Consider the following 22,389-nt stretch of genomic DNA (forward strand, 5'->3'; position numbering starts at 1 on the left):
CCGGCGCACGGCGAGTCGTGTCCAGGTCTGACGAGCTGCGAAAACGCCCGGCCCGGATGCTCTGTGCGGCTACTCTGCCCCACCCGCGAAGTCGTGAAACCTGGCCGTCACAGCGGAAGTTCGTTTCGGTATATCGCGAGACCAACTAGCAAGGTAGTATGTGTCGCATGGTAGCGCCGGAGAGCCAGTCCGCTGACGACAACGACCGGCAGACCCAACTCCTGCGAGGCGCGCTGGACATGTGCCTGCTGGCGCTGCTGGCACGCGAGCCGGCGCACGGCTACGAGCTGGTGCGGCGGATGGAGACGGCCGGCTTCGGTGCCATCAGCTACGGCACCATCTATCCGCTGCTGACGCGGATGCGCCGACTCGGCCTCGTCGCCGACGAGCAGCAGTTCAGCCCAAGCGGCCCGCCCCGAAAGGTCTACGCGCTGACCGGGTCCGGTCGGACCCACCTGGACGCCTGGCAGAAACAGTGGGACCGCTTCACCGACACCGTCGACGCCGTTCTCAGCCCGCTCGACCAGCACCCCACGAGGAGTTGACCCATGGACACCATCGACCGCCTTCTGGGCGAAGCCGACCAGGCGTGGCGCGGGTACGGGGTCGGCACCGCCGATCGGGCGACACTCGCCGCTGACCTGCGCCTCGACCTGCGGGCCGCGGCCTCCGACGGGGGCGACCCCGCGCAGTTGCTCGGCGGAGACGTGGCCGGCTTCGCACGGCGGCTCGCCGACGAGGCCGGCGTCCGACGGGTGCGCGAAGACTACGGCCGGGTGGTCAACACCGCACTGGTCGGCGCGGTGCTCGGTGCCGTGGTCGGCTACGCCATCCTGATGGCTGTCTATCCGATGTTCGTCCACCTGCTCGACATCCGCCGCTCGATCGACGTACCGATCCAGCTCGCCGTGGCCGTCGCCTACGGCGTACCGGCCGCGGTGGTCGCCGCGGGAGCGGTCATCGCGGTGCGGATCCGGCTCCGCCACCTCCCCGAGATCCGGCGGACGGCTCGGCTGATGAGTGTCCTCCTGCCGGCGGCCGGCATCGTCGTCACGCCGATCACCGTCGGCTTCGCCTGGGCCACCGACTACAGCACCGCACCGACAGTGGTGATCATGGAGATCGCCATGGTCCTGGCCGCGCTCGCGGGCGCCACGATGGTGGCCCGTCGCCTGTCGCTACGCGGGCGCCGGCCCGCCTCCGACACCTCGCGCCCGGACGCCACCACGGTCAAACCCGCCTGACGGTACGAGCACACCCGCCCAAACACTCGCCCACTCGGGGAGGCCGCCTCGCGGTATTGAGCGGTCAGCTCCGGGCTCTCGCCCAAGAGAGGAAGCGCTCGGTCATCCGAGCCGGCGGGTGGTCCGGGTGGAGTTGGGTGAGCTGGCCCGTCGCCTCGTTCATGAGGGTGCCGAGGTAGATGAGCAGCGCGACCCTGTTGGTCCGGTACTCCGACAGCAGGGCGAGCTTGGCCGGCTGGCAGGGCCAGTTCCGGCCACAGTTGCGGCACCGCCACAGGGGACGCATGGCGACGTGCGGGACGGGCGGCCGGACCACCATCACCGCCACCGCGTTTCGTCGTGGTGCTCTGTCGGGCTCAGCACAGTGACCTCCTCGGGGCGGGGAAGGGGGCCGCTCCCGCAAGGGGGAGGCGGGAGCGACCCCGGGGCAGGGCCCGCCGCCGCCATTCCGGCCACCAGCGAGCCCGCCACTGGTGACAGTTTGCGAGGACCCGACTACGGTCGATACGTGCTCGCGCCATCCGTGCAGCTCAGCGGCCTGGTCGAGCAGCTGCGAAGGACACGCCGGTGCAGGTTGGGCAGGGATTGGGGATTCGATGGGCAACGTCACCGACTACGTGTTGGAGGAGCTGCGCCTGTTCCGTACGGGGCTCGGGCTCAGTCAGGACGACTTCGGCCGGGGCATCGGCTATTCGGGCTCACACGTCAGCTCGGTGGAGACCGGCGGACGGGCGCCCACCAAGGAGTACATGCGGGCCATCGACACCCATCACCCGACCGCTGGACGCTTCCAGCGGATGTTGGAGAGGCTGGCCCGGCTCGACGCCGAGCCGGCCTGGCTGCGCGAGTGGATCGAGTTCGAGCGGGAGGCGACCACGCTGCGCTGGTTCGAGTTGGCGTACGTGCCGGGTCTGCTCCAGACCGAGCGGTACGCGCGGGCCACACTGGCCGGTGGTCGGTTCGACGCCGAGGACGTGGACCGGATCGTCGCCTCCCGACTGGAGCGGCAGGCGATCCTGCAACGCCCGCGCCCGCCGCAGCTCATCGCCGTCCTGGACGAGGCGGTGCTGCGCCGGCCGGTGCTCGACCAGCCGGGGCTCATGGTCGAGCAGTGCGAGCACCTGGCGCAGTTGGCGACGGCGGAGCACATCCAGGTGCACGTCGTGCCGGTGGACGCGGGGATGTATCTGGGGATGGGCGGGCAGTTCATCATCGCCGAGATGCCCGACGGCGAGCGGGTGACCTATGCGGACAACCAACTCACGGCGCAGATCGTCGATGCGCCGACCGACGTCGCTAAGCTGGCGAAGACGTGGGAGATCGTGCGAAACGAGGCGCTCCCCCGCCGGCAGTCAACCGAGCTGATCAAGGAAGTGGCGAAGTCATGGACATGCTGACCCCACAGTGGCGCAAGTCGACCAGGTCCGGCGGCAACGGCGGAGCCTGCGTGGAGGTCGCCGACAACCTGCCGAGCGTGGTGCTGGTGCGCGACACCAAGGACCGCGACGGCGGCACCCTGCACGTCGACCCCACGGCCTGGAAGACCTTCGTCGCGTACGCCAAGCAACACTGAACCAGACCTCCTGGAGATCTTGGACAGTTACCGTCCCACGCAGAACGGAAACTGTCCAAGATCTACCCGGGCCGGCGGCAACGCGGCGGACACATCCGCCCGGAATCAGGCATGCTGGCACCGTGATCGCACGCTTCAAGGATCTCTGTCTCGACGCTGCGGACCCGCTCGCACTCGGTGCCTTCTGGGCACGGATGCTCGACGGTGACGTGGCCGATGCCGGCGACGACGACACCCGAGTGGACCCCCGCTCCGCGCGCTCGAACGCCGAGTCGATCTGGGTGAACAAGGTTCCCGAACCGCGGGTGGGCAAGACCCGCGTACACCTGGATCTGCGGTTGGCCGACGCCGACCCGGCGGCGCTGCTCGCGGCCGGCGCACGGCTGGTCCGCGAGCCGGCCGGCGAGGCCACCTGGTGGGTCCTCGTCGACCCGGAGGGCAACGAGTTCTGCGCCTTCCCGGCTCGCGAGGGCGCCCGGCCGGGACCGTTCGAGCTGGTCGTCGACTCGACCGACCCACTCGCGCAGGCGACCTGGTGGGCCGGTGTGGTCGGCGGCACCGTCGAGGACGAGTCGACCCACGCGGGCATCGCCGGCGCGGCCGGGTTCCCCTGGGACCACTGGGTCTTCGCCGGGGTGCCCGAGCCCAAGACGGTCAAGAACCGGCTGCACTGGGACGTCGACCTGGTCGACCCGGAGCCGATGGCGCTGATCGCGGCCGGCGCGACGCTTGTGCGGGAGCCGCTCGACGCGGCGCACTGGTGGTGGGTGCTGGCCGACCCGGAGGGCAACGAGTTCTGCGCCTTTCCGCCGCGCCCCATCGGGTGACTGGCCGACTACCGGGGGCGGGCGACGTCGGCTAGCGTTTTCCTAGCGCCGCCGCCGGCGCGTTCGCCGCCGCCGTCGACACGCCTCCGGCCGCCCCCTGCCTGCCCGATCGGTTGGTAATCGCGGGAACGTCCCACCGCCGCTCCCCCGGTTCGGCAGGATCGTCCCAACGAGGAGGTGCCGTCGTGCAGGACACCCGCGCTCTCGCCCTGACGTTCGAGGTGAGCGGCCTGCCACCGGTCAAGACCGAAGCGTTGTCCATCTTCGCGGCCGGGCACCGGCAGGCGACGAGGGTCCGCACCCTGCTCCAGGCCGCCCTCGCGGCGGCTCAGCGCACCGGCTGGACGCCGTTGGCCGGACCCATCGAGGTGGAGCTGGTCCTGCGGTGTCCGCCCGGGCACCGCACGGGCGACGCCAGCACCCTGCTCGGCGGCGTCTGCGCCGTGTTGCAGGACAAGAAGCGGGTGTCATCCATCGGCCTCACCCACCTCGGTGTGCTTGTGGACGTCGCGCTCTACCACGACGACCGACAGATTCGCCGATTGTCGTACCAGGAGAAGCCGGCCGAGGAATTCTCGTACGAGGTGCGGGTCGCCGCCGTGCCGGACGGGGTTTGACGGACGACCGCGGTGGGGTATCGCGGACGCCGACGAAGGGAGCACCGATGTCGGAGCCACATGTCACGCTCGACCCACGCGGGCTCGACCCTGTGCAGCAGAAGCTGCGCGGCCCGCTGGAGGAGCAACTGACCTCGGCGCTTCAGGCTGCCACCGACCGGGTCCGCTCCCACTACGGTGGCGAGCCGGTCGAGCAGGTCTGCCAGCGACTGTTGGAGGAGACCCGCTCCGGGTTGCATCCCGACATCGCGGCCGGGTTCAACCCGGACATGGACGAGTTCTGCCGGGTGGCGGTGTCGATCGTCCGGGGCGGGGCCTCCTGAGCGGCAGTCTTTCTCAGTACCTGTCGAGCTGGGCGTACGGGCTGAGCACGATGCGCGGTGAGAGCGCCGGGTCCAGCCAGTTGAGTACGCGGACCAGGTGGTCGTGGGCGAGCGAGACACAGCCGGCCGTGGCGTTGCCGCCGCTGACCCGGAACTGGTGCAGGAAGATGCCGCTGCCCGCGTTGGGGATCGGGGTCGCCACGTTCGGTGGCATGTTGTAGGTGATCACCGCGAAGTGCGTGTACGAGGGGGTCTCCTGCCACAACGCCTCGCTGGCCCCACCCGGGTTGGTCGCGCTCTGCTGGAAGGTGTTGTAGCGCGAAGACGACGGATTCTCGTTCCACCAGTCGCCGCTGACCAACCGGTGGTAGGGGTATCGCACTCCCGGGTTGGCGGCGATGCCGTACATGGTGGGGCCGATGGAGTAGACACCGGTGGGTGTGGTCGGCACGCCCTCCACGTGGTTGTCGCTGAATCCCTTGGAGCCGAGTCGGGCGGGCAACGCCGACGAGGCCGGCCTCCAGCGGCCCCTGATCCGCACGTACGCCTCAAGCGTGGCGTAGGTGGTCGTGTAGCTGGCGGCGCCGACGACGATCACCTGCCGAGTCTCCGTCGGCAGGGTGGTCAGGCGGGCGGCCAGGTTGCGGCGCGGGGTGCTCGATCCGGGGCGGCGGGGCCGCGGTGTGGTGCCCCACGGCGGCGTCGGGCGGGGCGCGCCGAGCGCGGGCGCTGTCGGGGCGAGCAGGGCCGGTGCCGCCAGACCCGCGGCAGCGCCGAACAGAAGGGCTCTGCGGTTCATCCCGTCATCCTGACAGTCCAACCGGCGTGCGGTCTGCCCCGTTCGCCGGTGCGATCGATCGATCCGTGGCCGGGTCAGGGCCGGGTCCGCAACTACCCGGCCCTGACGCTCGGCCGTCCGGATGGGAGCGGACAGCTCCGGCACTCAGCTCCACGGTGCCAGCCGCCGAACGCCGACGCGCTCCCGGCCGACACCCCGAAGGCCGTGAGCGCCGGGCCAGGCTAGGCCGGCCCGGACGGGGCGGACAAGCCGCGTCGGGCGACCGACGGCGTGACTGATCTCAGGGTGAAAATCAGACAATGCGGCGTAACGCGACCATGATCGCTGACGCTGTTCGCTTTCGACGCGCTCAGAAGTGCCGCAGCAGATCGGGGAACGCGGCGAGCCGCAGCACCCCGGAGTCGGTGGGGTCCAGTTCGTCGTGCTCCAGCACCCACGTGTTCTCGTTCGGGATGAAGACCGCGTTCAGTCCGGCCGCGCGGGCCGGCAGGATGTCCGACTTCGGGGAGTTGCCGATCATCCAGGCGCGGGCCGGGTCGAAGCGGTGTTCCCGGACCAACCACCGGTACGTCTCGACGTCCTTCTCGGCCACGATGTGCGCGGCCCGGAAGTGGTGCAGCAGCCCGCACGCGTCCAGCTTGCGCTGCTGATCCGCCTGGTCGCCCTTGGTGAGCAACAGCAGCTCGTGTCGGCCGGCCAGCTCGTCGAGCGCGTCGGCCACCCCGGGCATCAGCTCCACCTGGTGCTCGACGAGGGCGACCGCCAGGCGCTCGATCTCCTGGCGCTCGGAGTCGGTGGCCGGCCGTTCGCGCAGCCGCTCCAGGCACTCCGCCAGGCTGCGCAGGAAGACCTTGCTGCCGTACCCGTGCGCCACCGTGTTGGCCCGCTCGATGTCGTCGAGGATCGTTCGGATCTCGGTGCGGTCCATCGTGGGATGGTCGAGCCACTCGAGAAAGTCGTCGATCACCTGCTCGAAGACGACGTTGTTCTCCCACAACGTGTCGTCCGCATCGAAGATCAGCACCTGCGCCTGCCGCCGTGCCGCCGCCCCGTCCGTCATCCCGTCCCCTCCCCATGTCTTCGCCGCCCCCGTCGAAGGGACAGGATAGGCGGGAGATCCGCTCTGATTTTCGGACTTTTCCGTGAACCGTCTCGGCCTGGCGTTCGTCTGGGGGGTGGGAGAATTCCCGGCGGCCGAGAGGTCGGGACAGCTCATGAGGAGTACGACGTGATCACGATGAAGTGGGTTGCCGGCGCGGCACTGCTGGCGTGCACCGGCGCGCTTGTGGCGTGCGGGAGCGACGCCGACAAGGCGCCGACGCCCAAGGCGGGCACGCCGACGCCGTCGGGCGAAGTGGCGGCCCCGGCGGGAACGCCGTCACCGGGACTCGCGGCCGACCCCCTGCTGTCCGGCAAGCGCGAGGTCACGATTGCGCGGGTGCAGGGACCAGGGAACGCACTGGAACTCAGCGGTCGTCTCGAGGAGGGCGGCGACACCGGCGGACGCGTCCTGTTCGTTCCGACGCCGATCGGCGGCGACCAGTACGTGATCAAGGCTTTCGGCACGAAGGACGATCACCCCGCCAACGACGATCCGTCCTGCTGGCAGGTGAACGGTCTGGACATCGAGCCCGAGCTGACCGTCGAGGCCGCCGTCTGCGACGTGGACAACCCGATCCAGCGGTTCAGCATCACCGCCATGGGCCCCGACACGTACGCGATCGGCAGTGAGACCCGGTTCCTTCTGCACGCCGTCGGCAACGGCCTGATCCTCAAGGAGTTGAGCGACGCGCCGCTGGACAGCACGTTCCGGTTCGTCGACAAGGGGCCGTTCGACCGCGAGCCCCTCAACTGACCACGCCGCCTGTCACGGCCACCGGAGCAACCGCTGGGCGATCAACACCTCGCGTTCCTCCTGCCCCTCGGGTCGGAGCCGTCCGCCCCGGGTGAGCATCACCACGCCGTGCAGCAGGCTCCACCCCACCTCGGCGAGGGTGTCCGGGTCGCGCCCCTCGGCCAACGGGGTCAGGGCCGCGCGCAGTTCGGCGAACACCGCGCGCGGCGCGTCCGGGACGCCATCGACGCCGAGGGCCAGGTCGGGGGTCAGCGCGAGCATCGCGTCATAGACCTCCGGATTCGTGTACGCGAAGTCGAGGTACGCGCTGGCGACCGCCGGCCAGGCCCCCTCGGGGCTGCTGGTCGCCTCCGCGTGCGCCTCGGCCAGATCGGCGGCCAGGTCGGCGAAGGCGCAGACGGCCACGGCGGCGAGGAGTGCGTCCAGATCCGCGAAATGCCGGTAGAGGTCACCGACGTCGATCTCGGTCCGCTCGGCGAGCCGTCGGGTGCTCACCCCCGCCCAGCCCTCCGCCTCGGCCAGCTCGCGCGCGACCGTGACGATGAGGTCACGCCGGTCCTGTTCGGTGGCCTTCTCGGCAGGTCCGGGCACGTCGTTGAGCGTACGGGCGGACACCGACCGCAGTCGTCCGGTGACGGATTGGCGACTGTCTGGGCCGGTCAGACCAGCAGTGCCAGCCGGCCGATGAGGGCCTCCCGCAGGTGGGGTGGCCAGGGAAAGAGTGGCGTCGCCACCCGGAGCTGGGCCAACCCGTGTAGCCCGACCCAGAGCGCCGTCGCGTCGGCGAAGGGATCCGCGCTGGTCGAGAGGCCCTTCGCGGCACACTCGGCGACGGTGCGATGGATGACCTCGAAGGCTCCCATGCCGAGCACGGCGAGATCGTCCGCCAGCGCCGGCGTCCGATCGCGGGCCTGGCTGGCATCCCAGACCGACCCGAACATCAACCGGTACCGGTGGGGCTGACGCTCGGCGAAGGTCAGGTAGGCCGCACTGATCGCCCGCAGCCGCTCGGCCGGATCCGGGTCGTCCGGCCCGGCCAACTCCTGCTCCAGGGCGGCGAACGCGCGCTGGGCGACCACCAGCAGAATCGAGTCCAGGTCCGGAAAGTGCGCGTAGATCGACGGTGCCGAGATGCCGGCCTCCCGCGCCACCGCCCGCAGCGTCACGCTCTGCGGGTCGCCACCGTCCAGCAGCGTGCCGGCGGCACTGACGATCTCCTCGCGCAACTGGGCACCTTCGCCGCGCTTGTTGCGAGCCCGCGCTCTCGGTGTGGTCACCTCATGACCTTACAGCCGTAAGGCGAACGAGTCCGTTCCTGCGTCCCCGCGTGCCACCGCCGACCGTCCGTCGTTAGGTGAAGGGATCACCACGACGGGAGGGCACGTGGTCGTTCGACGGCACCGGCCCGTGGCGGACGGATGAGCGAGCAGCGGCACGAAGGGCTGGTGCGCGACGCCGACAGTCGGCAACGAGCCACGTTTCTGGAACTCTTCCTCGACCTGGTCTTCGTCTTCGCCCTCACCCGGATCTCGGCACGGGTGATCAGTGACTTCACCGACGGTGGCCGCGGCGTGGTCGCGGGCCTCGGTCAGGCCCTCCTGCTGTTCCTGGCGCTCTGGGCGGTCTGGTCGTTGACCGTCTGGTCGACAAGTTGGCTGGATCCGGAGGCACCGATCGTCCAGATCGTCATCGTGATGACGGCGGTCGGCGCGATGACAATGGCGGTCGCGGTACCCGACGGATTCGGCGCGCGGGCACCCCTGTTCGCCATCACCTACGTGAGCCTGCAGATCGGCCGGGTGGTCTACTTCCACGTCGCGGGGCACGGCCGGCCCGATCCCCGGCAAACCCTCCGGGTCCTGGTCTGGTTCGGTCTGAGCGCACCGCTCTGGGTCATCGGTGGTCTGGCCGACGACGGCGCGATCAGAGGACCACTCTGGATCATCGCCGTGCTGATCGACTACACCGGGCTCTACCTCGGGTGGCCGACCCCCCGCATCGGCGCGCAACGCATCGGCGGCCGGGCAATCGCGGCCGGGCACCTGGCCGAGCGGTACCAACAGTTCCTCCTCATCGCCATCGGTGAGGCGATCTTCGTCATCGGGTTGGCGTTCAGCGGCAGCGACTTCCGGGCCGACCAGACGGCCGGCTTCGTCCTGGCACTGGCGACCACGGTCCTGCTCTGGCGGATCTACTTCCACCTCGCGGGGAAGGTGCTGGACACCGCCGTCAGCCGCTCGCGCCACGCCGATCGGCTCGCGACCGAGATGGCGTTCGCCCACCTGGTCATGATCGCCGGGATCGTCCTCACCGGCGTCGGTTTCGAACTGCTCATCACCGAACCGCTCGGGCACCTGCCAGCGGCGTGGCTCATCGCCATCCTCGGCGGCCCCGTCGTCTTCCTCGCCGGACGATCGGCCCTCGAATACCAGGTCTTCGCCCGGGTCTCCCGCTCCCGGCTGGCGGGCCTACTGGCCCTCGGCCTCCTGGTGCCGGCGACGATGCGCCTCGATCCGCTCACCGCCGGTGCCGCCGCCGCCGTGGTGCTGCTCGCGGTGGCTGTCGCGGACTCCCGACGCTCACGTCGGCGCGGGCCGGAAAAGCCCACCCCGCCCTACTAGCGTGCGGCGCGGAGGTGTCGGCGGCCGGCGGTGACTGTCGGTCACCTCCGTGGGGGTGGATGCGGTAGCGGGCGGCAGTTGAGGGCCAGCGAGGACGGGGAGTCCATCTACCGGGCGGTGGGCTTCGCACCCACCGCCGCTCGGACGCTGCGACTGACCGTGGTCGACGATCTTGAGCGGATCAGGGCTCGCTCAGCGCCTTGATGCCGTGTGTCTGGAGCAGCGCCGGCATCGGGTCGGCGAGGTGCGCGCGTCTCGGTTGCGAGATGCGTGCCACGGTGACCGACGCGTTGGGTCCTGGTACGTCGTAGGGGCCGCCGCGGGGATAGACCACCAGGGAATTCCCCTGCCAGCCCATCCGCTCGATCTCCGACCACGCGTACGAGCGCCGCAAGCCGCCACGGTCGCGTACCAGCAGCCCGGTGTCGTCAGCCAACACCGCGTTCCGCCAGCGGACGAACGCGAGGACTATCGACGCGGCACCGAGCACCAACCCGAACCAGCTCACCCAGTCGAGCAGCACCGCGGTGACGATCAGGCCGACCACGATCGCGACCGGCACCGCGACGGCGGGCCAGACCCGCGACTGCCCGAGCACGAGCACCTCACCCACCGGATCCGCCCCCATGGACGATCAGGATAGTGAAGGAGCGACACGTTAGCCGCCGTCAACGGAGCGCCGGGAGCCTGGGCAGCACACGCGTCAGTGGGCTACCGGCGATTCGAGGGCGAGGGTAGACAGAGGCCCGGTTCGCCGCCCTGCGGGACGTAGGACGGCATCGACGGCCCCAGGGCGCGGCCGCAGATCCCGCACCATTCGTCGCGCTCGCCGATCTCACTGAGCTGGTCGAGCACGCCGGACAACCCGGGTCTCGTTCGGGAGAAGCACCGCAACACCCAGCGGTCCCTCCCGGCGGGCCAGCCACGAAGCGAGAGGCACGCCGCCACCGCGCCGTCGTACCACCAACGATCGGCCGGGCCGGTGGCTTCGCGCACCTCCGGGACACCGCTCAGGGTGACCGTCGGCGACACCAGGGTCGCGGTCTCGTAGGTGAGCGTGACGTGCGGCCAGCGCTGCACCTCCGCCAGGAGCGCGTGTTTCTCGAGCCGCTGCTCGACGGTGCGGTCGATCAGCCGGTACGGCCAGTCGCCCGGGGCCATGGCGGTGCGCCCGTCGAGCAGGACATCGACGCCCCACGTCCAGGCCCCGTCGAGGGCTGCCGGGAACATCCACCCGAGGTCGGAGGTCCAGCGAAAGTACGCCGGGCCCTCCAGTCCGTACTCCATGTGGTTGCCGTCTGTCTTGAGCCGGTAGGCGAGCCCGCCGTAGCGCTCCTCGAACGCGACGGCGACCGCGACCAGCTCGTCGGGCACCACGGCCAGCGGCCCGTCGGGTCCGTCCGCACTCGCCGACCGCCGGATCCGCTCGGCCGACGTGCGCGGCCAGCGCTCCCCGTGCGTGCCAAGGAAACGAGCCACCCGGGCGGACACCGTCGGATCGTCAAGGACATGCACCCGCACACGGTACGCCGTCGCCCGTGTCCACAAGCGACGCCCGCGTCTATGCTCCACCGACAGCACGACCGTGACCGGGGGGCACAGTGATCAACGCGGTTTTCTTCGATGTCGGTGGGACGATTCTCGACGAGTCCCGTGAGTTCGCGACCTGGGCCGACTGGTTCGGCGTGCCACGGCACACGCTCTCGGCGGTTCTGGGTTCGGTGATCGCCAGGGGCCTGGACTACCAGGAGACGTTCCGGGCCTTCCGGCCCGACTTCGACCTCGACACCGAACTGAAGCGCCGGGCCGCCGCGGGCAGGGCGGAGTCGTTCGGCGAGGAGGATCTCTACCCCGACGCGCGGGCCTGCCTGACCTCCCTGAAGGAACAGGGCCTGCTCGTGGGCCTGGCCGGCAACCAGCCGGCGCACGCCGAGGCGACCCTGCACGCCCTCGACCTCCCCGTGGACGTGATCGGGACCTCGCACGGGTGGGGCGTGGCGAAGCCGTCACCGGCCTTCTTCGAGCGGGTCGTCGAGGCGGGTGGCGGCGACGCGTCGTCGATCCTGTACGTCGGTGACCGGCCCGACAACGACGTACGCCCGGCCCAGGAGGTCGGGATGCCGACGTGCCTGATCCGGCGCGGCCCGTGGGGTCACATCCTCGACCTGCCCGACGTGGCCGCGCAGTGCCTGTTCCGCATCGACTCGCTCGACGAACTGCCGGGCCTGGTCGCAGGCCACAACGCGGCAGGCGGTTAGACCCGGAGCGCCACCGGCACACCTGTTGGTCGGCCTCTCGGTGCCGTGCGTCCCGGTCAGGACCCGAACCGGGTCCTGACCGGGACCGCCGGTCAGTCGATCACCTGCGTGGGCTGCCTACGTCGGGCCACCAGCACGAGGACCAGGCCGGCAAGAGCCAGCACCGCGCCGACAGTCAGCGGTACGTCGATGGCGTCACCGGTCACCGGCAGGCTCCGCGGTAGGTAGCGGAAGGCGGTCCCACCGGACACCCCGCCGTCGGTGCGTACGGTGACCGTGGTGTTCCCGGCCGCGCAGGCGGGCGTACGGAAGGTCAACGAACGCCCGCCCGACGCCACGGTGACCCCGCTCGCCGGGATGGTCTGACCGCAGATGGTGACCACGGTCCGACCGGGAACGAAGCCGGAGCCCCGGACCGTCACGGTGCTACCGCCGGCGGCCGGTCCCTCGGACGGGGTCAGCGCGTCGATGACCGGTGGGGCGAGCCGGTACGTGAAGCCGTCCGGCCGGACGACGTCGTCACCGGGCACCTGCACGGTCACGTCCACCGGGCCGGGCAGGCCGGGCGGGGTGACCACGGTGATCGTGGTGCCGGCCGGGTTGACGGTGAACCCGGTGCCGGGCACCCCGTCGAAGCTCACACCGGTCGCGCCGGTGAGGCCGGTCCCGGTGATCGTCACCGTGGTGCCACCCGAGGTCGGCCCGGTCGTCGGGGTCAGCCCGGTCACGGTGGCGTTACCGCCGCCGGCCAGGTACGAGTAGTCCAGCGGCGCGGACGTACCACCGCCGGTGCTCACCACCACGGCCGCCGGGCCGACGGCGCCGGGCGGTGTGACCGCCGTCAACGACGTGCCCTGCGGGTTGACCGTGACATCGGTGGCCGGAGCACCGTCGAACGTGACAGTCGTGCTCCCCGGCACGAAGCCCGTACCGGTGATCGTCACGGTCTGGCCGCCCGACTGCGGCCCCTGGTTCGGCGCGATCGTCCCGGCGGTCGGAGCGGCGGCCACGTACGTGAAGCCGTCCGGCGCGTCCACGTTCCCACCCGGGAGGAGGACGGTGACGTCCACCAGCCCGGCCGGCCCCGGCGGTGTGACCACGGTCAGCGACGTGCCGTTCGGGTCGACGACGAGGTTCGTGCCCGGTGTGCCACCGAAGGTCACGCCGGTCGCGCCGGTGAGGCCGGTCCCGGTGATCGTCACCGTCGTGCCACCGACGGTCGGCCCGGAGGTCGGCGAGAGACCGGTGACCACACCTCCACCGGCCAGGTACGTGTAGCCCAGCGGCGGCGCCGTGCCGTTCACCGTGCTGATCACCACCGATGCGGGGCCGACCGCGCCGGCCGGGGTGACCGCCGTGAGGGACGTGCCGTTCGGCGCCACCGTGACACCGGTCGCCGGCACACCGTCGATGGTGACCGTGGTGCCACCCTGGATGAAGCCCGTACCGGTGATCGTCACGGTCTGACCGCCCGACTGCGGGCCCTCGTCCGGGCTGATCGTCGCGGCGGTGGGTGCCGCCGGCGGACGCGCGCAGGTGGCCTCGGCCACGATCACGGTCCCGACCGGGATGGTCGTCTGTTCGCCGAGGAGGAGGCCCGACAGGGTGAGGGCGGCCCGGAGGGCGACCGCGGCGGCACCGTCGGCTGTCGTCGTTTCGGTCCGGGTCAACGAGGCGCTCAGGCTCGCGCCCACCAGCCCCGGCACCACCACTGGCACGCTCGCCACGACCGGAGGGCCATTCGGCTCCGGCGTCGCCGCCGAGCCGAAGAGCTCCAGCCCGACAAGTGTGGTGGCGGCGCTTGTCGCACCGACCTGCGGGCAGGTCGCGGTGGCGGTGGCCTCGGTCAGACCCAGCACATCGACGCTGAGCACGCCCAGGTTGAAGTCGGTGACGCGGGCGGACGCCGACGAGGAGGCGACCGCCCGGGTGGCGGACACCTCGACGGTGCCGGTGGCGGTCATGCCGATCGACCCGGGCAGCGAGACGGCCTGGTTGTCGGTGTCGGTGCCACCGGCGGGCGGGGCGGTGGCCGTACCGATTGTCGCGTCGGCGCTGATCACGGGCGTGCCGAGCACCTCCGCGGACAGGTCGACGACCACACCTCGGGCACTCGCGTCACCAGGCGCCGCCCAGGCCGGCGTCCCCGCTCCCAGGGTTGCCACCCCGACGACAAGGATCGCCGTGGATGCGGTCGTGATTCTTCGCAGGACAGAGCTCACCAATTTCCCCCGTTCACTTCGACTGACGGGCGTGCTCGGCGGTCGACACCCGTCAACGACTGAACGACAAGAAACGGGACAAGTTATGGCATTAGCCGCATTTGGTACGACACGCCCGCACTGCTTGGCGTCCCCCGCGTCACATCACTTGACTTGAAGCGCTTGAGGTTGGGGACGCTTCGGTCATGGCAGCGAAGAAGCCGGGTCAGGAACAGGCGCCCCTGACCATCCAGGAGATGGCCCAGCGGTCGGGCTTCAGCGAGCCCACGCTGCGGTACTACGAGAAGGTCGGCCTGCTCGGCGTGGTGGCGCGCGACGACAGCAGCGGCCACCGCAGGTACGACGCCGCGCTGGCCGAGCGGATCGACGCCCTGGCCTGCCTGCGATCGTCCGGGATGAGCGTCGCGGAGATGCGCCGATACCTGACGCTGCTCGACGAGGGCGACCGGGCAGCCGCCGCCGAGCAGCACGCCCTCTTCGCCCGGCACGCCGACCGGCTGTCCGGGGAGATCGAGCGCCTACGGGTACGCCAGGCGTACATGTGCGGCAAGGCAGACATGTGGGCCGCCCGGTACCGAGGCGACGCCGCTGCCGAGGCCCGCGCGGTCGAGCAGGTCGAGCGCGCTCTTCAGGATTTCTGAGCAACGATGGGAAAGATCATGCAGAACGACATCCCCCTGGGGGCGACCGACGACAGCCTCGTCCTCGTGACCGGCGCCACCGGGCACGTCGGCGGGTACTCCGTCGCGCGACTGCTGGACGAGGGTTACCGGGTGCGGGTCTCCGTGCGCGAGCCGGGCCAGGGCAACGACGTGCTCGACCGGATTCGGCAGGCCGGCACGAACCCGGACGGCCGGGTCGAGTTCCGGACCGCGGCCCTGTCCGCCGACGAGGGCTGGGCCGAGGCCGTCGACGGGGCGCGGTACGTGCTGCACCACGCATCACCGTTCCCGTTCACCCCGCCCAAGAACGACGACGAGGTGATCCGGCCGGCCCGCGACGGGGCGCTGCGCGTCCTACGGGCCGCCCGCGATTCCGGGGTGCGCAGGGTGGTGCTGACCTCGTCGTACGCGGCGGTGGGTTACACGGTCAAGCCCGACGGGCGGTACAGCGAGGCGGACTGGACGAACGTCGACGACGACATCCCGGCGTACCACCGCTCGAAGACGCTCGCCGAGCGTGCGGCCTGGGACTACGTCCGGGAAAACGGTGGAGTCGAGCTGAGCGTCGTCAATCCGACCGGCATCTTCGGGCCGCTGCTGGGGCCGCGGGTGTCCGCGTCGACCGGGCTGGTGCAGGCGTTCCTCCAGGGGGCGATGCCGGTCGTACCCCGGATGTACTTCGGGGTGGTCGACGTCCGGGACGTGGTCGACCTGCACCTACGCGCGATGCTGCACCCGGCCGCCGCCGGCGGGCGGTTCATCGGTGTCGGCGGCCCGTCGATCAGCTTCTTCGACATGGCGAAGATGTTGGCTCGGCACCTGCCCAGCCTGGCCGACCGCGTGCCGGCCCGGGAGTTGACCGACGAGGAGGTCCGGGAGGCCGCGAAGACCGAGCCCGCCCTACGCGACGCTGCCGCCTTGCGCGGACAGATTCCGGTGATCAGCAACGACAAGGCCCGCAACGTCCTCGGCTGGCGGCCTCGCCCGGTGGAGACGACCATCACCGACACCGCCGACAGCCTGATCAAGTTCGGCCTCGTCACCGGCTGAGGGCCCTGCCGGCCGCATGATCGTGCTCGATCCAGGATCGAGTGGCCTCCCAGTGCCAGGGACACCACTACGACATGGATCGAGCGCGATCATGCCGGAGGCGCCCCCGCGGGGGGGACGTCAGCGGCGCAGCGTGAGGATCAGATCGGCCACCAGCGCGGTCCAGCCGGTCTGGTGCCAGGCGCCCAGGCCGGCACCGTTGTCGCCGTGGAAGTACTCGGGGAAGGCCACCAGGTCTCGCCAGTCGGGGTGGGTCTGGAAGAGCTGACACGCGCCGTAGATGGGCCGCCGGCCCCAGTCGTCCTGGGTGAAGAGTGAGATCAGCCGCGCGGACAGATCGTCGGCGATCTCGTCGAGGCTGCGTTTCACCCCGGAGCGGGTCGGATATTCCACCTGGAGGTCGTCGCCGAAGAACGCGGCGTAGTCCCGCAGGGCGCTGATCAGGAGGAAGTTCGTCGGCATCCAGATCGGTCCGCGCCAGTTCGAGTTGCCGCCGAACAGGCCGCTCGTCGACTCGGCCGGCTCGTAGCCGACGGAGAACTCCAGCCCGCCGAGGGTGACCGAGAACGGCTTGTCCAGGTGCGCGCGGGACAGCGTCCGCAGGCCGAAGTCGGAGAGGAACTCGTCGGGGTCGAGCATCCGGGCGAGCAGCCGGACCACCTGCTCCTGACCGACCATGGACAGCAGTCGCTGCTGTCGGCCGTCCGGGCCGAGGCGGCGGGTGCCGATCACCTGCGCGTACTCCGGGCGGTTGGTGAGGAACCAGCGCAACCGCGCGCCCAACTCCGGTAGGCGGTGCAGGGTCTTCGCGGTGAGCCGGGTGGTCGCGGCCAACGGCAGCAGCCCGACCACGGAACGGACCTTCAGCGGCACCTTCGTGCCGTCGGCGAGGCGCAGCACGTCGTAGAAGAACGCGTCCTCGTCGTCCCACAACCCCTGCTCGTACGCGGCGGCGGCGATGTAGAGGAAGTGTTCGAAGAACTTGGTGGCGGTGTCCACCCAGGTCCGGTCGTGCTCGGCGAGGACGACCGCCATGTCCAGCAGGTTGAGCGCGTACATGGCCATCCAGCCGGTGCCGTCGGACTGCTCCAGCACGCCCGCCACCGGCAGCGCCGCCGACCTGTCGAACGGTCCGACGTTGTCCAGCCCGAGGAAGCCGCCCTCGAAGACGTTGTTGCCGCCGGTGTCCTTGCGGTTGACCCACCAGGTGAAGTTGAGCAGCAGCTTGTGCATCACCCGGGCCAGGAACTCGTAGTCCCGCCCTCCGTCGATCTCGAACACCTTCAGCGCGGCCCAGGCGTGCACCGGCGGGTTCACGTCACCGAACGCCCACTCGTACGCCGGGATCTGCCCGTTGGGGTGCAGGTACCACTCGCGGAGCAGGAGCAGGATCTGCTCCTTGGCGAAGCCCGGGTCGACCCGGGCGATGCTCACGCAGTGGAAGGCCAGGTCCCAGGCCGCGTACCAGGGATATTCCCAGGGGTCGGGCATGGAGATGACGTCGAAGCTGGTCATGTGCCACCAGGCGCTGTTGCGCCCGTGTCGACGCCCGGCCGGCGGCGTCGAGCCCGGGTCGCCTTCGAGCCAGCGTTTGACGTCGAAGTGGTAGAACTGCTTGCCCCACATCAGCCCGGCGATCGCCTGCCGGGCCACCAGCGCCTCGTCGGCGGTGGCGGCCGGTGGGATCACCCCGGCGAAGAACCGGTTCGCCTCGGCCCGCCGTGCCCACACCACGGCCTCGAAGCCCTCGCTGAGGTCGGCCGGGGGCGGCGGCGCGGCGGCCGGCGGCGACGCGGTACGGGTCAGCCGCAGCCGGATCTGGCGCTGCCCACCGGCCGGCACGTCGAGTACGTAGTGCAGCGCGCCCTTGGTGCCCTCCCGCGCGGGGTTGACGGTGGCCGCGCCGTTGACCACGTGGTCGTTGATGCCGTCCTTCGGGTACGGCGAACGGCCGGGCAGGCCCCAGAGCCGCTCGGCGTTCGTGTCGTTGTCGCAGACCAGCGGCACCGGGCCGCCGTCACCCTCCAGCAGCAGTTGGCCGAGCACGCGGTGCTCGCCGACGAGCCGGGTGCCCTGCCCGGTCAGGGTCGGGATGCGGTCACCACCGGGGAGGCCCCAGGCCCACGTGTTGCGGAACCACAGGGTGGGCAGCACGTGCAGGGTCGCCGCCCGGTCGCCCCGGTTGGCCACGGTGATCACCATGCACAGGTCGGTCGGGGACGCCTTGGCGTAGTCGACGGTCACCGCCCAGTACCTGTCGTCGTCGAAGATCCCGGTGTCGACCAGCTCGTACTCGGTGTCGTCGCGGCCGCGCAACGCGTTCACCGCGACGAGTTCGTCGTACGGGAAGGCGGCCTGCGGGTAGTGGTAGCGCCAGCGCATCCAGGAGTGGGTGGGCGTGGAGTCCTCGTACCACCAATATTCTTTGACGTCCTCGCCGTGGTTGCCGGTGTCGCCGCCGAGGCCGAACATCCGTTCCTTGAGGATCGGGTCCTTGCCGTTCCACAGCGCGAGAGCGAACGCGAACGTCTGTCGTTCGTCGCAGACGCCCGCCATCCCGTCTTCGTTCCACCGGTAAGCTCTGGACCGCGCGTGGTCATGTGGGAAGTAGTCCCAGGCCGTTCCGTGCTCGCTGTAGTCCTCCCGTACCGTCCCCCACGCCCGTTCGGACAGATAGGGACCCCATGCGCGCCAGTCCTGCTCCCCCGAGTCCGCCTGGGCGAGCCGGAGCCGCTCGGCGTCGGGTGGCGAGGCGTCGGAGGACGATCGGTCAGTGATCACGTGCATATCTTTGACGTCGCCGCGGTACTTGACCACAGCGGCCATTCTCGTCGTGGCGTGTTACACCTTGCCGCCGGTGGAGGAAAGTTGATTGACATTCACTTCGGCCCGCAGGTCTGCGGCGATCTGACCAGCGCGGCCAGCCGGGAGTGGCTGGTTCCGGACGGTCTCGGCGGCTATGCGATGGGCACCGTCGCCGGGCTGCGGACCCGCCGCTACCACGGTCTGCTGGTGGTTCCCGGCGAAACCCCGGCGTCTCGTCAGGTGGGACTGGTGAGTCTCGATCCGGCGGTCACCCTGCCGTCCGGGGCTCGGGTGCGGCTCGGCGCGCACGAGTGGTCCTCCGGCGACGTGGACCCGCGTGGCTTCGAGCTGTTGGAACGCTTCGACCTGGTCGACGGGCTGCCCCGGTGGCGGTGGCGGATCGGGTCGGTGGTGATCGAGCGGGAGGTGGCCATGCTGCCCGGCCGCTCCTGCGTCGCGGTGGTGCACCGGCTGGTCGCCGGCGGTCCCGTCCGGCTGGAGTTGTCCGCCGCCTGCACCTGGCGCGACGCGCACGGCGAGCGGCGGGCGGACGGCCCGATCCCGCAGGTCGAGTCGGTGGCCGGCGGCGCGGTGGTCGAGGGCGCGTACCGGCTGGCCGGGCCGGGCTGGACGCCCGAGGGGCAGTGGTGGCTGGGCGTGCACCACCGCGAGGAGGCCAACCGGGGTCTGCACCCGGACGAGGATCTCTGGTACGCGGGGCGTTTCGTCGGCGAGTTGACGAGCCCCGGCGACACGGTGTCGGTGCGGGCCTGGGCCGATCCGCTCGACCTGGAGCCCATGGCGGCGGAGGACATCGTGGCGACGGCCCGGCGGCGCAACCGACACGTGGTGGCGGCGGCGAAGCCGGCCGACGACGTGGAGGCCACCCTGGTGCTGGCCGCCGACGCGTTCGTGGTGCGCACCAACGACGCGGCAGCGGACGTGGTCGCCGGCTACCCGTGGTTCGGGGCCTGGTCCCGGGACACGATGATCTCGTACGAGGGGTTGTTCCTCTGCACGGGCCGGGCCGCTGAGGGGCGCGAGCTGCTGCGGTCGTACGCGGCGACGCTGTCCGAGGGGATGCTGGCCAACACGGCCGACACCGGTCGGGTGGAGTACAACACCGTCGATGGCACGCTGTGGTTCCTGCACGCGGTGAGCCGGCACGTCACGGTCACCGGTGACACCGATCTCGGCGACGAGTTGCTGCCCGCGCTGCGCGGGGTGATCGACGCCCACGTGGCGGGCACCCGGTACGGGATCGCCGTCGACCCGGCCGACGGCCTGCTCAGCCAGGGCGCCGCCGGCACCGCCCTGACCTGGATGGACGCCCGGGTGTACGGGGTGCCGGTCACCCCACGTACCGGCAAGCCGGTCGAGGTCAACGCGTTGTGGATCAACGGGCTGGCTGGGCTCGCGGAGCTGACCGAGCTGGCCGGGCAGGACGCGGACGAGCTGTGGCGACGGCACGGGCAGGCGACCGCCTCGTTCCGGGAGCGTTTCCCGTCGCCGACCGGCTGGTTGCACGACGTGCTGGACGCGCCCGCGCCGGCGTACCCGCTGGGTGGGGCCGCCCTGCACGACGACGACGCGCTGCGTCCCAACCAGTTGCTGGCCTGGTCGCTGCCGTTCGCGCCGTTGGAACCGGACGAGGCGACGTTGCGCCGCGTCGCGGACGGGCTGCTCACCCCGCTCGGGCCGCGCAGCCTCGCCCCGGATTCGCCGGAGTTCGTGGGCCGGCACCGGGGTGGCCCCGCCGAGCGCGACGGGGGCTACCACCAGGGCACGGTGTGGCCGTGGCTGCTCGGCCCGTACGTCGACGCCGCCCGCCGGGGCAAGATGTCAGTCGATGACACGTTCGTTGGGATTGAGTCTCATCTGACCGAATATGGATTAGGCTCGGTAAGCGAGACGGCCGACGGCCTCGCGCCGCACGCCGCGACCGGCTGCCCATTCCAGGCGTGGTCGGTGGCCGAGCTGCTGCGGGTGCGCCGAAAGGGCCAGTAGCGCTTTACACGACCGCAACGGTGGTGTCGCCGCCGGTTATCTCGATCCCGGCAGGATTGGCCCCGATCCAGACGCGACGGCGACATCACTTCCGGTGTCGGTCGGCGCGCGCCCGGGGACAACTCAAAGGGGGCCGCATGTCACCCGACGCCCACGTGATCGACATTCACGCCGCCCGGCAACTCCGGGTGCTGATGCTGTCCTGGGAATACCCGCCGGTGCTCGTCGGCGGCCTCGGCCGCCACGTGCACGCCCTCTCCGTCGCCCTTGCCGCCGCCGGCCACGAGGTCACCGTCGTCACCCGCCACACCGACGGCGCACCCATGGAGGAGTACGCCGACGGCGTCCGCATCCTGCGCGCCCCCGAGGACCCGGTCGCCTTCCCCCTGGCCACCAGCTCCCTGCTGGCCTGGACCATGGCCTTCAACCACACCCTCACCCGCACCGCACTACGCGCCACCCAGGCCGGTTCGTACGACGTCATCCACGCCCACGACTGGCTCGTCGCCCACACCGCCGTCTCCCTGGCCGAGCACCTGGACCTGCCCCTGGTCACCACCATGCACGCCACCGAGGCCGGACGGCACCAGGGCTGGCTGCCGGAGGAGATGAACCGCACCATCCACGGCGTCGAGCAGTGGCTCAGCAACGAGTCCGGCCGAGTGATCGTCTGCTCCGGGTACATGCGTGAGCAGGTGAAGGCCCTGTTCGACGTCCCGGCCACCCAGGTCGACGTGGTGCCCAACGGGGTCGACGGCCGGGCCTGGCGGGCCCGCCCACGCGCGGTCGCGTCGGCCCGGGCACGGTTCGCCGGGGACGGCCCGTTGATCGGGTACGCCGGACGGCTGGTCTACGAGAAGGGCGTCCAGCACCTGGTGCACGCGGTGCCCCGGCTGCGCGAGCGGCACCCGGGTCTGCGCGTGGTGATCGCCGGTGACGGCCCGTACCGACCCGAGCTGGAAGCCCAGGCTCGACGGCTGGCGCTCGGCTCGACCGTCCGGTTCACCGGTTTCCTCGACTCCACCCAACTGCCGGCGATGCTCGGCGCCACCGACGCGACAGTGGTGCCCAGCCTCTACGAGCCGTTCGGCATGGTGGCGCTGGAGGCGGCAGCCGCCGGGGCGCCACTGGCGGTGGCCCGTACCGGCGGCCTCGCCGAGATCGTGGAGTCCGGCGTGACCGGGGTGACGTTCCCGCACAGCGACCCCGATGCGCTCGCCGGCGCGGTCGGTCAACTGCTCGACGACGAGGTCTTCGCCCGGCGGGTGGCGCGCCGGGCCCGCACCATGGTCGGCGAACAGTACGGGTGGGCCACGATCGCCGCCCGCACGGCCGCCAGCTACGCCGCGGCCCGCCGCGAGCACGATCCGCTCCAGGCCCGGCGTGCCTCCGCCCGACTGGCTGGTGGACGTGCCCGGATCGCCATCCCCGAGGGCAATCTGCTGGCGCGCGTCGACCACGCCGCCTGCTGAGCCGAGTCGGACTACCGATAGGTGACTTCCGATCCGCTGGTTAGGGTGTAGCCC

Annotated in this window: 23 protein-coding genes; 14 read left to right on the forward strand and 9 right to left on the reverse strand. The window is 71.0% G+C overall.

Going from position 1 to position 22,389, the window contains the following annotated elements; genetic code table 11:
• Positions 1-167 precede the first annotated feature (167 nt).
• Together AB0A90_RS17720 and AB0A90_RS17725 are read left to right on the forward strand one after the other, a co-directional pair.
• The gene (locus tag AB0A90_RS17720; RefSeq protein ID WP_357248480.1) at positions 168-545 is read left to right on the forward strand and encodes a PadR family transcriptional regulator; all 378 of its coding nucleotides are present in this window, start codon (positions 168-170) and stop codon (positions 543-545) included.
• Positions 546-548: 3 nt separating this feature from the next.
• Positions 549-1,244: a hypothetical protein gene (locus tag AB0A90_RS17725; RefSeq protein ID WP_357248482.1), complete on the forward strand. Its 696-nt coding sequence runs from the start codon at positions 549-551 to the stop codon at positions 1,242-1,244.
• A 64-nt stretch (positions 1,245-1,308) separates the two neighbouring features.
• On the opposite strand, the gene AB0A90_RS17730 is transcribed toward AB0A90_RS17725, so the two are convergent.
• Positions 1,309-1,563 carry a flavin reductase gene (locus AB0A90_RS17730; protein WP_357248785.1) on the reverse strand — a complete coding sequence of 85 codons (255 nt, stop codon included), beginning with the start codon at positions 1,561-1,563 and terminating at the stop codon, positions 1,309-1,311.
• A gap of 277 nt (positions 1,564-1,840) precedes the next feature.
• On the opposite strand from AB0A90_RS17730, the gene AB0A90_RS17735 reads away from it, so the two are divergent.
• From AB0A90_RS17735 to AB0A90_RS17755, 5 genes are all read left to right on the forward strand, one after another.
• Positions 1,841-2,641 carry a helix-turn-helix transcriptional regulator gene (locus AB0A90_RS17735; RefSeq protein ID WP_357248485.1) on the forward strand — a complete coding sequence of 267 codons (801 nt, stop codon included), beginning with the start codon at positions 1,841-1,843 and terminating at the stop codon, positions 2,639-2,641.
• Entirely contained in the window at positions 2,635-2,817 is a 183-nt protein-coding gene (locus AB0A90_RS17740; protein ID WP_357248788.1) for a DUF397 domain-containing protein, read from the forward strand. Before AB0A90_RS17735 ends, AB0A90_RS17740 begins: the two co-directional genes overlap by 7 nt.
• Before the next feature lie 122 nt (positions 2,818-2,939).
• A complete protein-coding gene (locus AB0A90_RS17745; RefSeq protein WP_357248488.1) occupies positions 2,940-3,644 on the forward strand; it encodes a VOC family protein in 705 nt (234 codons plus the stop codon).
• A 185-nt stretch (positions 3,645-3,829) separates the two neighbouring features.
• Entirely contained in the window at positions 3,830-4,261 is a 432-nt protein-coding gene (locus AB0A90_RS17750) for a hypothetical protein (protein WP_357248491.1), read from the forward strand.
• A 47-nt stretch (positions 4,262-4,308) separates the two neighbouring features.
• Positions 4,309-4,584, forward strand: a complete 276-nt coding sequence (locus AB0A90_RS17755; protein ID WP_357248494.1) for a hypothetical protein — start codon at positions 4,309-4,311, stop codon at positions 4,582-4,584.
• Between the two features lie 13 nt (positions 4,585-4,597).
• Here the strand turns inward: AB0A90_RS17755 and AB0A90_RS17760 are convergent, their stop codons facing one another.
• Together AB0A90_RS17760 and AB0A90_RS17765 are read right to left on the reverse strand one after the other, a co-directional pair.
• Positions 4,598-5,383 (reverse strand): L,D-transpeptidase family protein, encoded by a 786-nt coding sequence (locus AB0A90_RS17760; RefSeq protein WP_357248497.1) that lies wholly within the window; start codon positions 5,381-5,383, stop codon positions 4,598-4,600.
• Between the two features lie 349 nt (positions 5,384-5,732).
• On the reverse strand, positions 5,733-6,443 hold the full coding sequence (locus AB0A90_RS17765; protein WP_357248498.1) for an HAD family hydrolase: 711 nt from the start codon (positions 6,441-6,443) through the stop codon (positions 5,733-5,735).
• Between the two features lie 168 nt (positions 6,444-6,611).
• Between AB0A90_RS17765 and AB0A90_RS17770 the strand changes: the two genes are divergently transcribed.
• The gene (locus AB0A90_RS17770; RefSeq protein ID WP_357248501.1) at positions 6,612-7,238 is read left to right on the forward strand and encodes a hypothetical protein; all 627 of its coding nucleotides are present in this window, start codon (positions 6,612-6,614) and stop codon (positions 7,236-7,238) included.
• Positions 7,239-7,250: 12 nt separating this feature from the next.
• Here the strand turns inward: AB0A90_RS17770 and AB0A90_RS17775 are convergent, their stop codons facing one another.
• Both AB0A90_RS17775 and AB0A90_RS17780 read right to left on the reverse strand, forming a co-directional pair.
• A complete protein-coding gene (locus tag AB0A90_RS17775; RefSeq protein ID WP_357248504.1) occupies positions 7,251-7,829 on the reverse strand; it encodes a TetR/AcrR family transcriptional regulator in 579 nt (192 codons plus the stop codon).
• A gap of 68 nt (positions 7,830-7,897) precedes the next feature.
• On the reverse strand, positions 7,898-8,515 hold the full coding sequence (locus tag AB0A90_RS17780; protein ID WP_357248507.1) for a WHG domain-containing protein: 618 nt from the start codon (positions 8,513-8,515) through the stop codon (positions 7,898-7,900).
• 141 nt (positions 8,516-8,656) lie between these two features.
• Here AB0A90_RS17780 and AB0A90_RS17785 point away from each other — a divergent pair, with 141 nt between their 5' ends.
• Positions 8,657-9,859, forward strand: a complete 1,203-nt coding sequence (locus tag AB0A90_RS17785; protein ID WP_357248510.1) for a low temperature requirement protein A — start codon at positions 8,657-8,659, stop codon at positions 9,857-9,859.
• A gap of 181 nt (positions 9,860-10,040) precedes the next feature.
• On the opposite strand, the gene AB0A90_RS17790 is transcribed toward AB0A90_RS17785, so the two are convergent.
• Together AB0A90_RS17790 and AB0A90_RS17795 are read right to left on the reverse strand one after the other, a co-directional pair.
• Entirely contained in the window at positions 10,041-10,487 is a 447-nt protein-coding gene (locus AB0A90_RS17790; RefSeq protein WP_357248513.1) for a hypothetical protein, read from the reverse strand.
• A gap of 83 nt (positions 10,488-10,570) precedes the next feature.
• Positions 10,571-11,374 carry a hypothetical protein gene (locus AB0A90_RS17795; RefSeq protein ID WP_357248514.1) on the reverse strand — a complete coding sequence of 268 codons (804 nt, stop codon included), beginning with the start codon at positions 11,372-11,374 and terminating at the stop codon, positions 10,571-10,573.
• Positions 11,375-11,460: 86 nt separating this feature from the next.
• Between AB0A90_RS17795 and AB0A90_RS17800 the strand changes: the two genes are divergently transcribed.
• Positions 11,461-12,117 (forward strand): HAD family hydrolase, encoded by a 657-nt coding sequence (locus AB0A90_RS17800; protein ID WP_357248517.1) that lies wholly within the window; start codon positions 11,461-11,463, stop codon positions 12,115-12,117.
• A gap of 92 nt (positions 12,118-12,209) precedes the next feature.
• Here AB0A90_RS17800 and AB0A90_RS17805 read toward each other — a convergent pair whose 3' ends face one another.
• Complete coding sequence (locus AB0A90_RS17805) at positions 12,210-14,282, reverse strand: IPT/TIG domain-containing protein (RefSeq protein WP_357248520.1); 2,073 nt, start codon at positions 14,280-14,282, stop codon at positions 12,210-12,212.
• Between the two features lie 242 nt (positions 14,283-14,524).
• Between AB0A90_RS17805 and AB0A90_RS17810 the strand changes: the two genes are divergently transcribed.
• On the forward strand, positions 14,525-14,980 hold the full coding sequence (locus AB0A90_RS17810; protein WP_357248523.1) for a MerR family transcriptional regulator: 456 nt from the start codon (positions 14,525-14,527) through the stop codon (positions 14,978-14,980).
• An 18-nt stretch (positions 14,981-14,998) separates the two neighbouring features.
• On the forward strand, positions 14,999-16,051 hold the full coding sequence (locus AB0A90_RS17815) for an NAD-dependent epimerase/dehydratase family protein (protein ID WP_357248525.1): 1,053 nt from the start codon (positions 14,999-15,001) through the stop codon (positions 16,049-16,051).
• 120 nt (positions 16,052-16,171) lie between these two features.
• Here AB0A90_RS17815 and AB0A90_RS17820 read toward each other — a convergent pair whose 3' ends face one another.
• Complete coding sequence (locus tag AB0A90_RS17820) at positions 16,172-18,838, reverse strand: glucosidase (protein WP_357248528.1); 2,667 nt, start codon at positions 18,836-18,838, stop codon at positions 16,172-16,174.
• Between the two features lie 81 nt (positions 18,839-18,919).
• Here AB0A90_RS17820 and AB0A90_RS17825 point away from each other — a divergent pair, with 81 nt between their 5' ends.
• A complete protein-coding gene (locus AB0A90_RS17825) occupies positions 18,920-20,863 on the forward strand; it encodes an amylo-alpha-1,6-glucosidase (protein ID WP_357248531.1) in 1,944 nt (647 codons plus the stop codon).
• Between the two features lie 137 nt (positions 20,864-21,000).
• Positions 21,001-22,335, forward strand: a complete 1,335-nt coding sequence (locus AB0A90_RS17830; RefSeq protein WP_357248534.1) for a glycosyltransferase family 4 protein — start codon at positions 21,001-21,003, stop codon at positions 22,333-22,335.
• The last annotated feature ends 54 nt before the right edge of the window (positions 22,336-22,389 follow it).

This window comes from Micromonospora sp. NPDC049204 (assembly GCF_040647935.1).
GTDB lineage: Bacteria > Actinomycetota > Actinomycetes > Mycobacteriales > Micromonosporaceae > Micromonospora.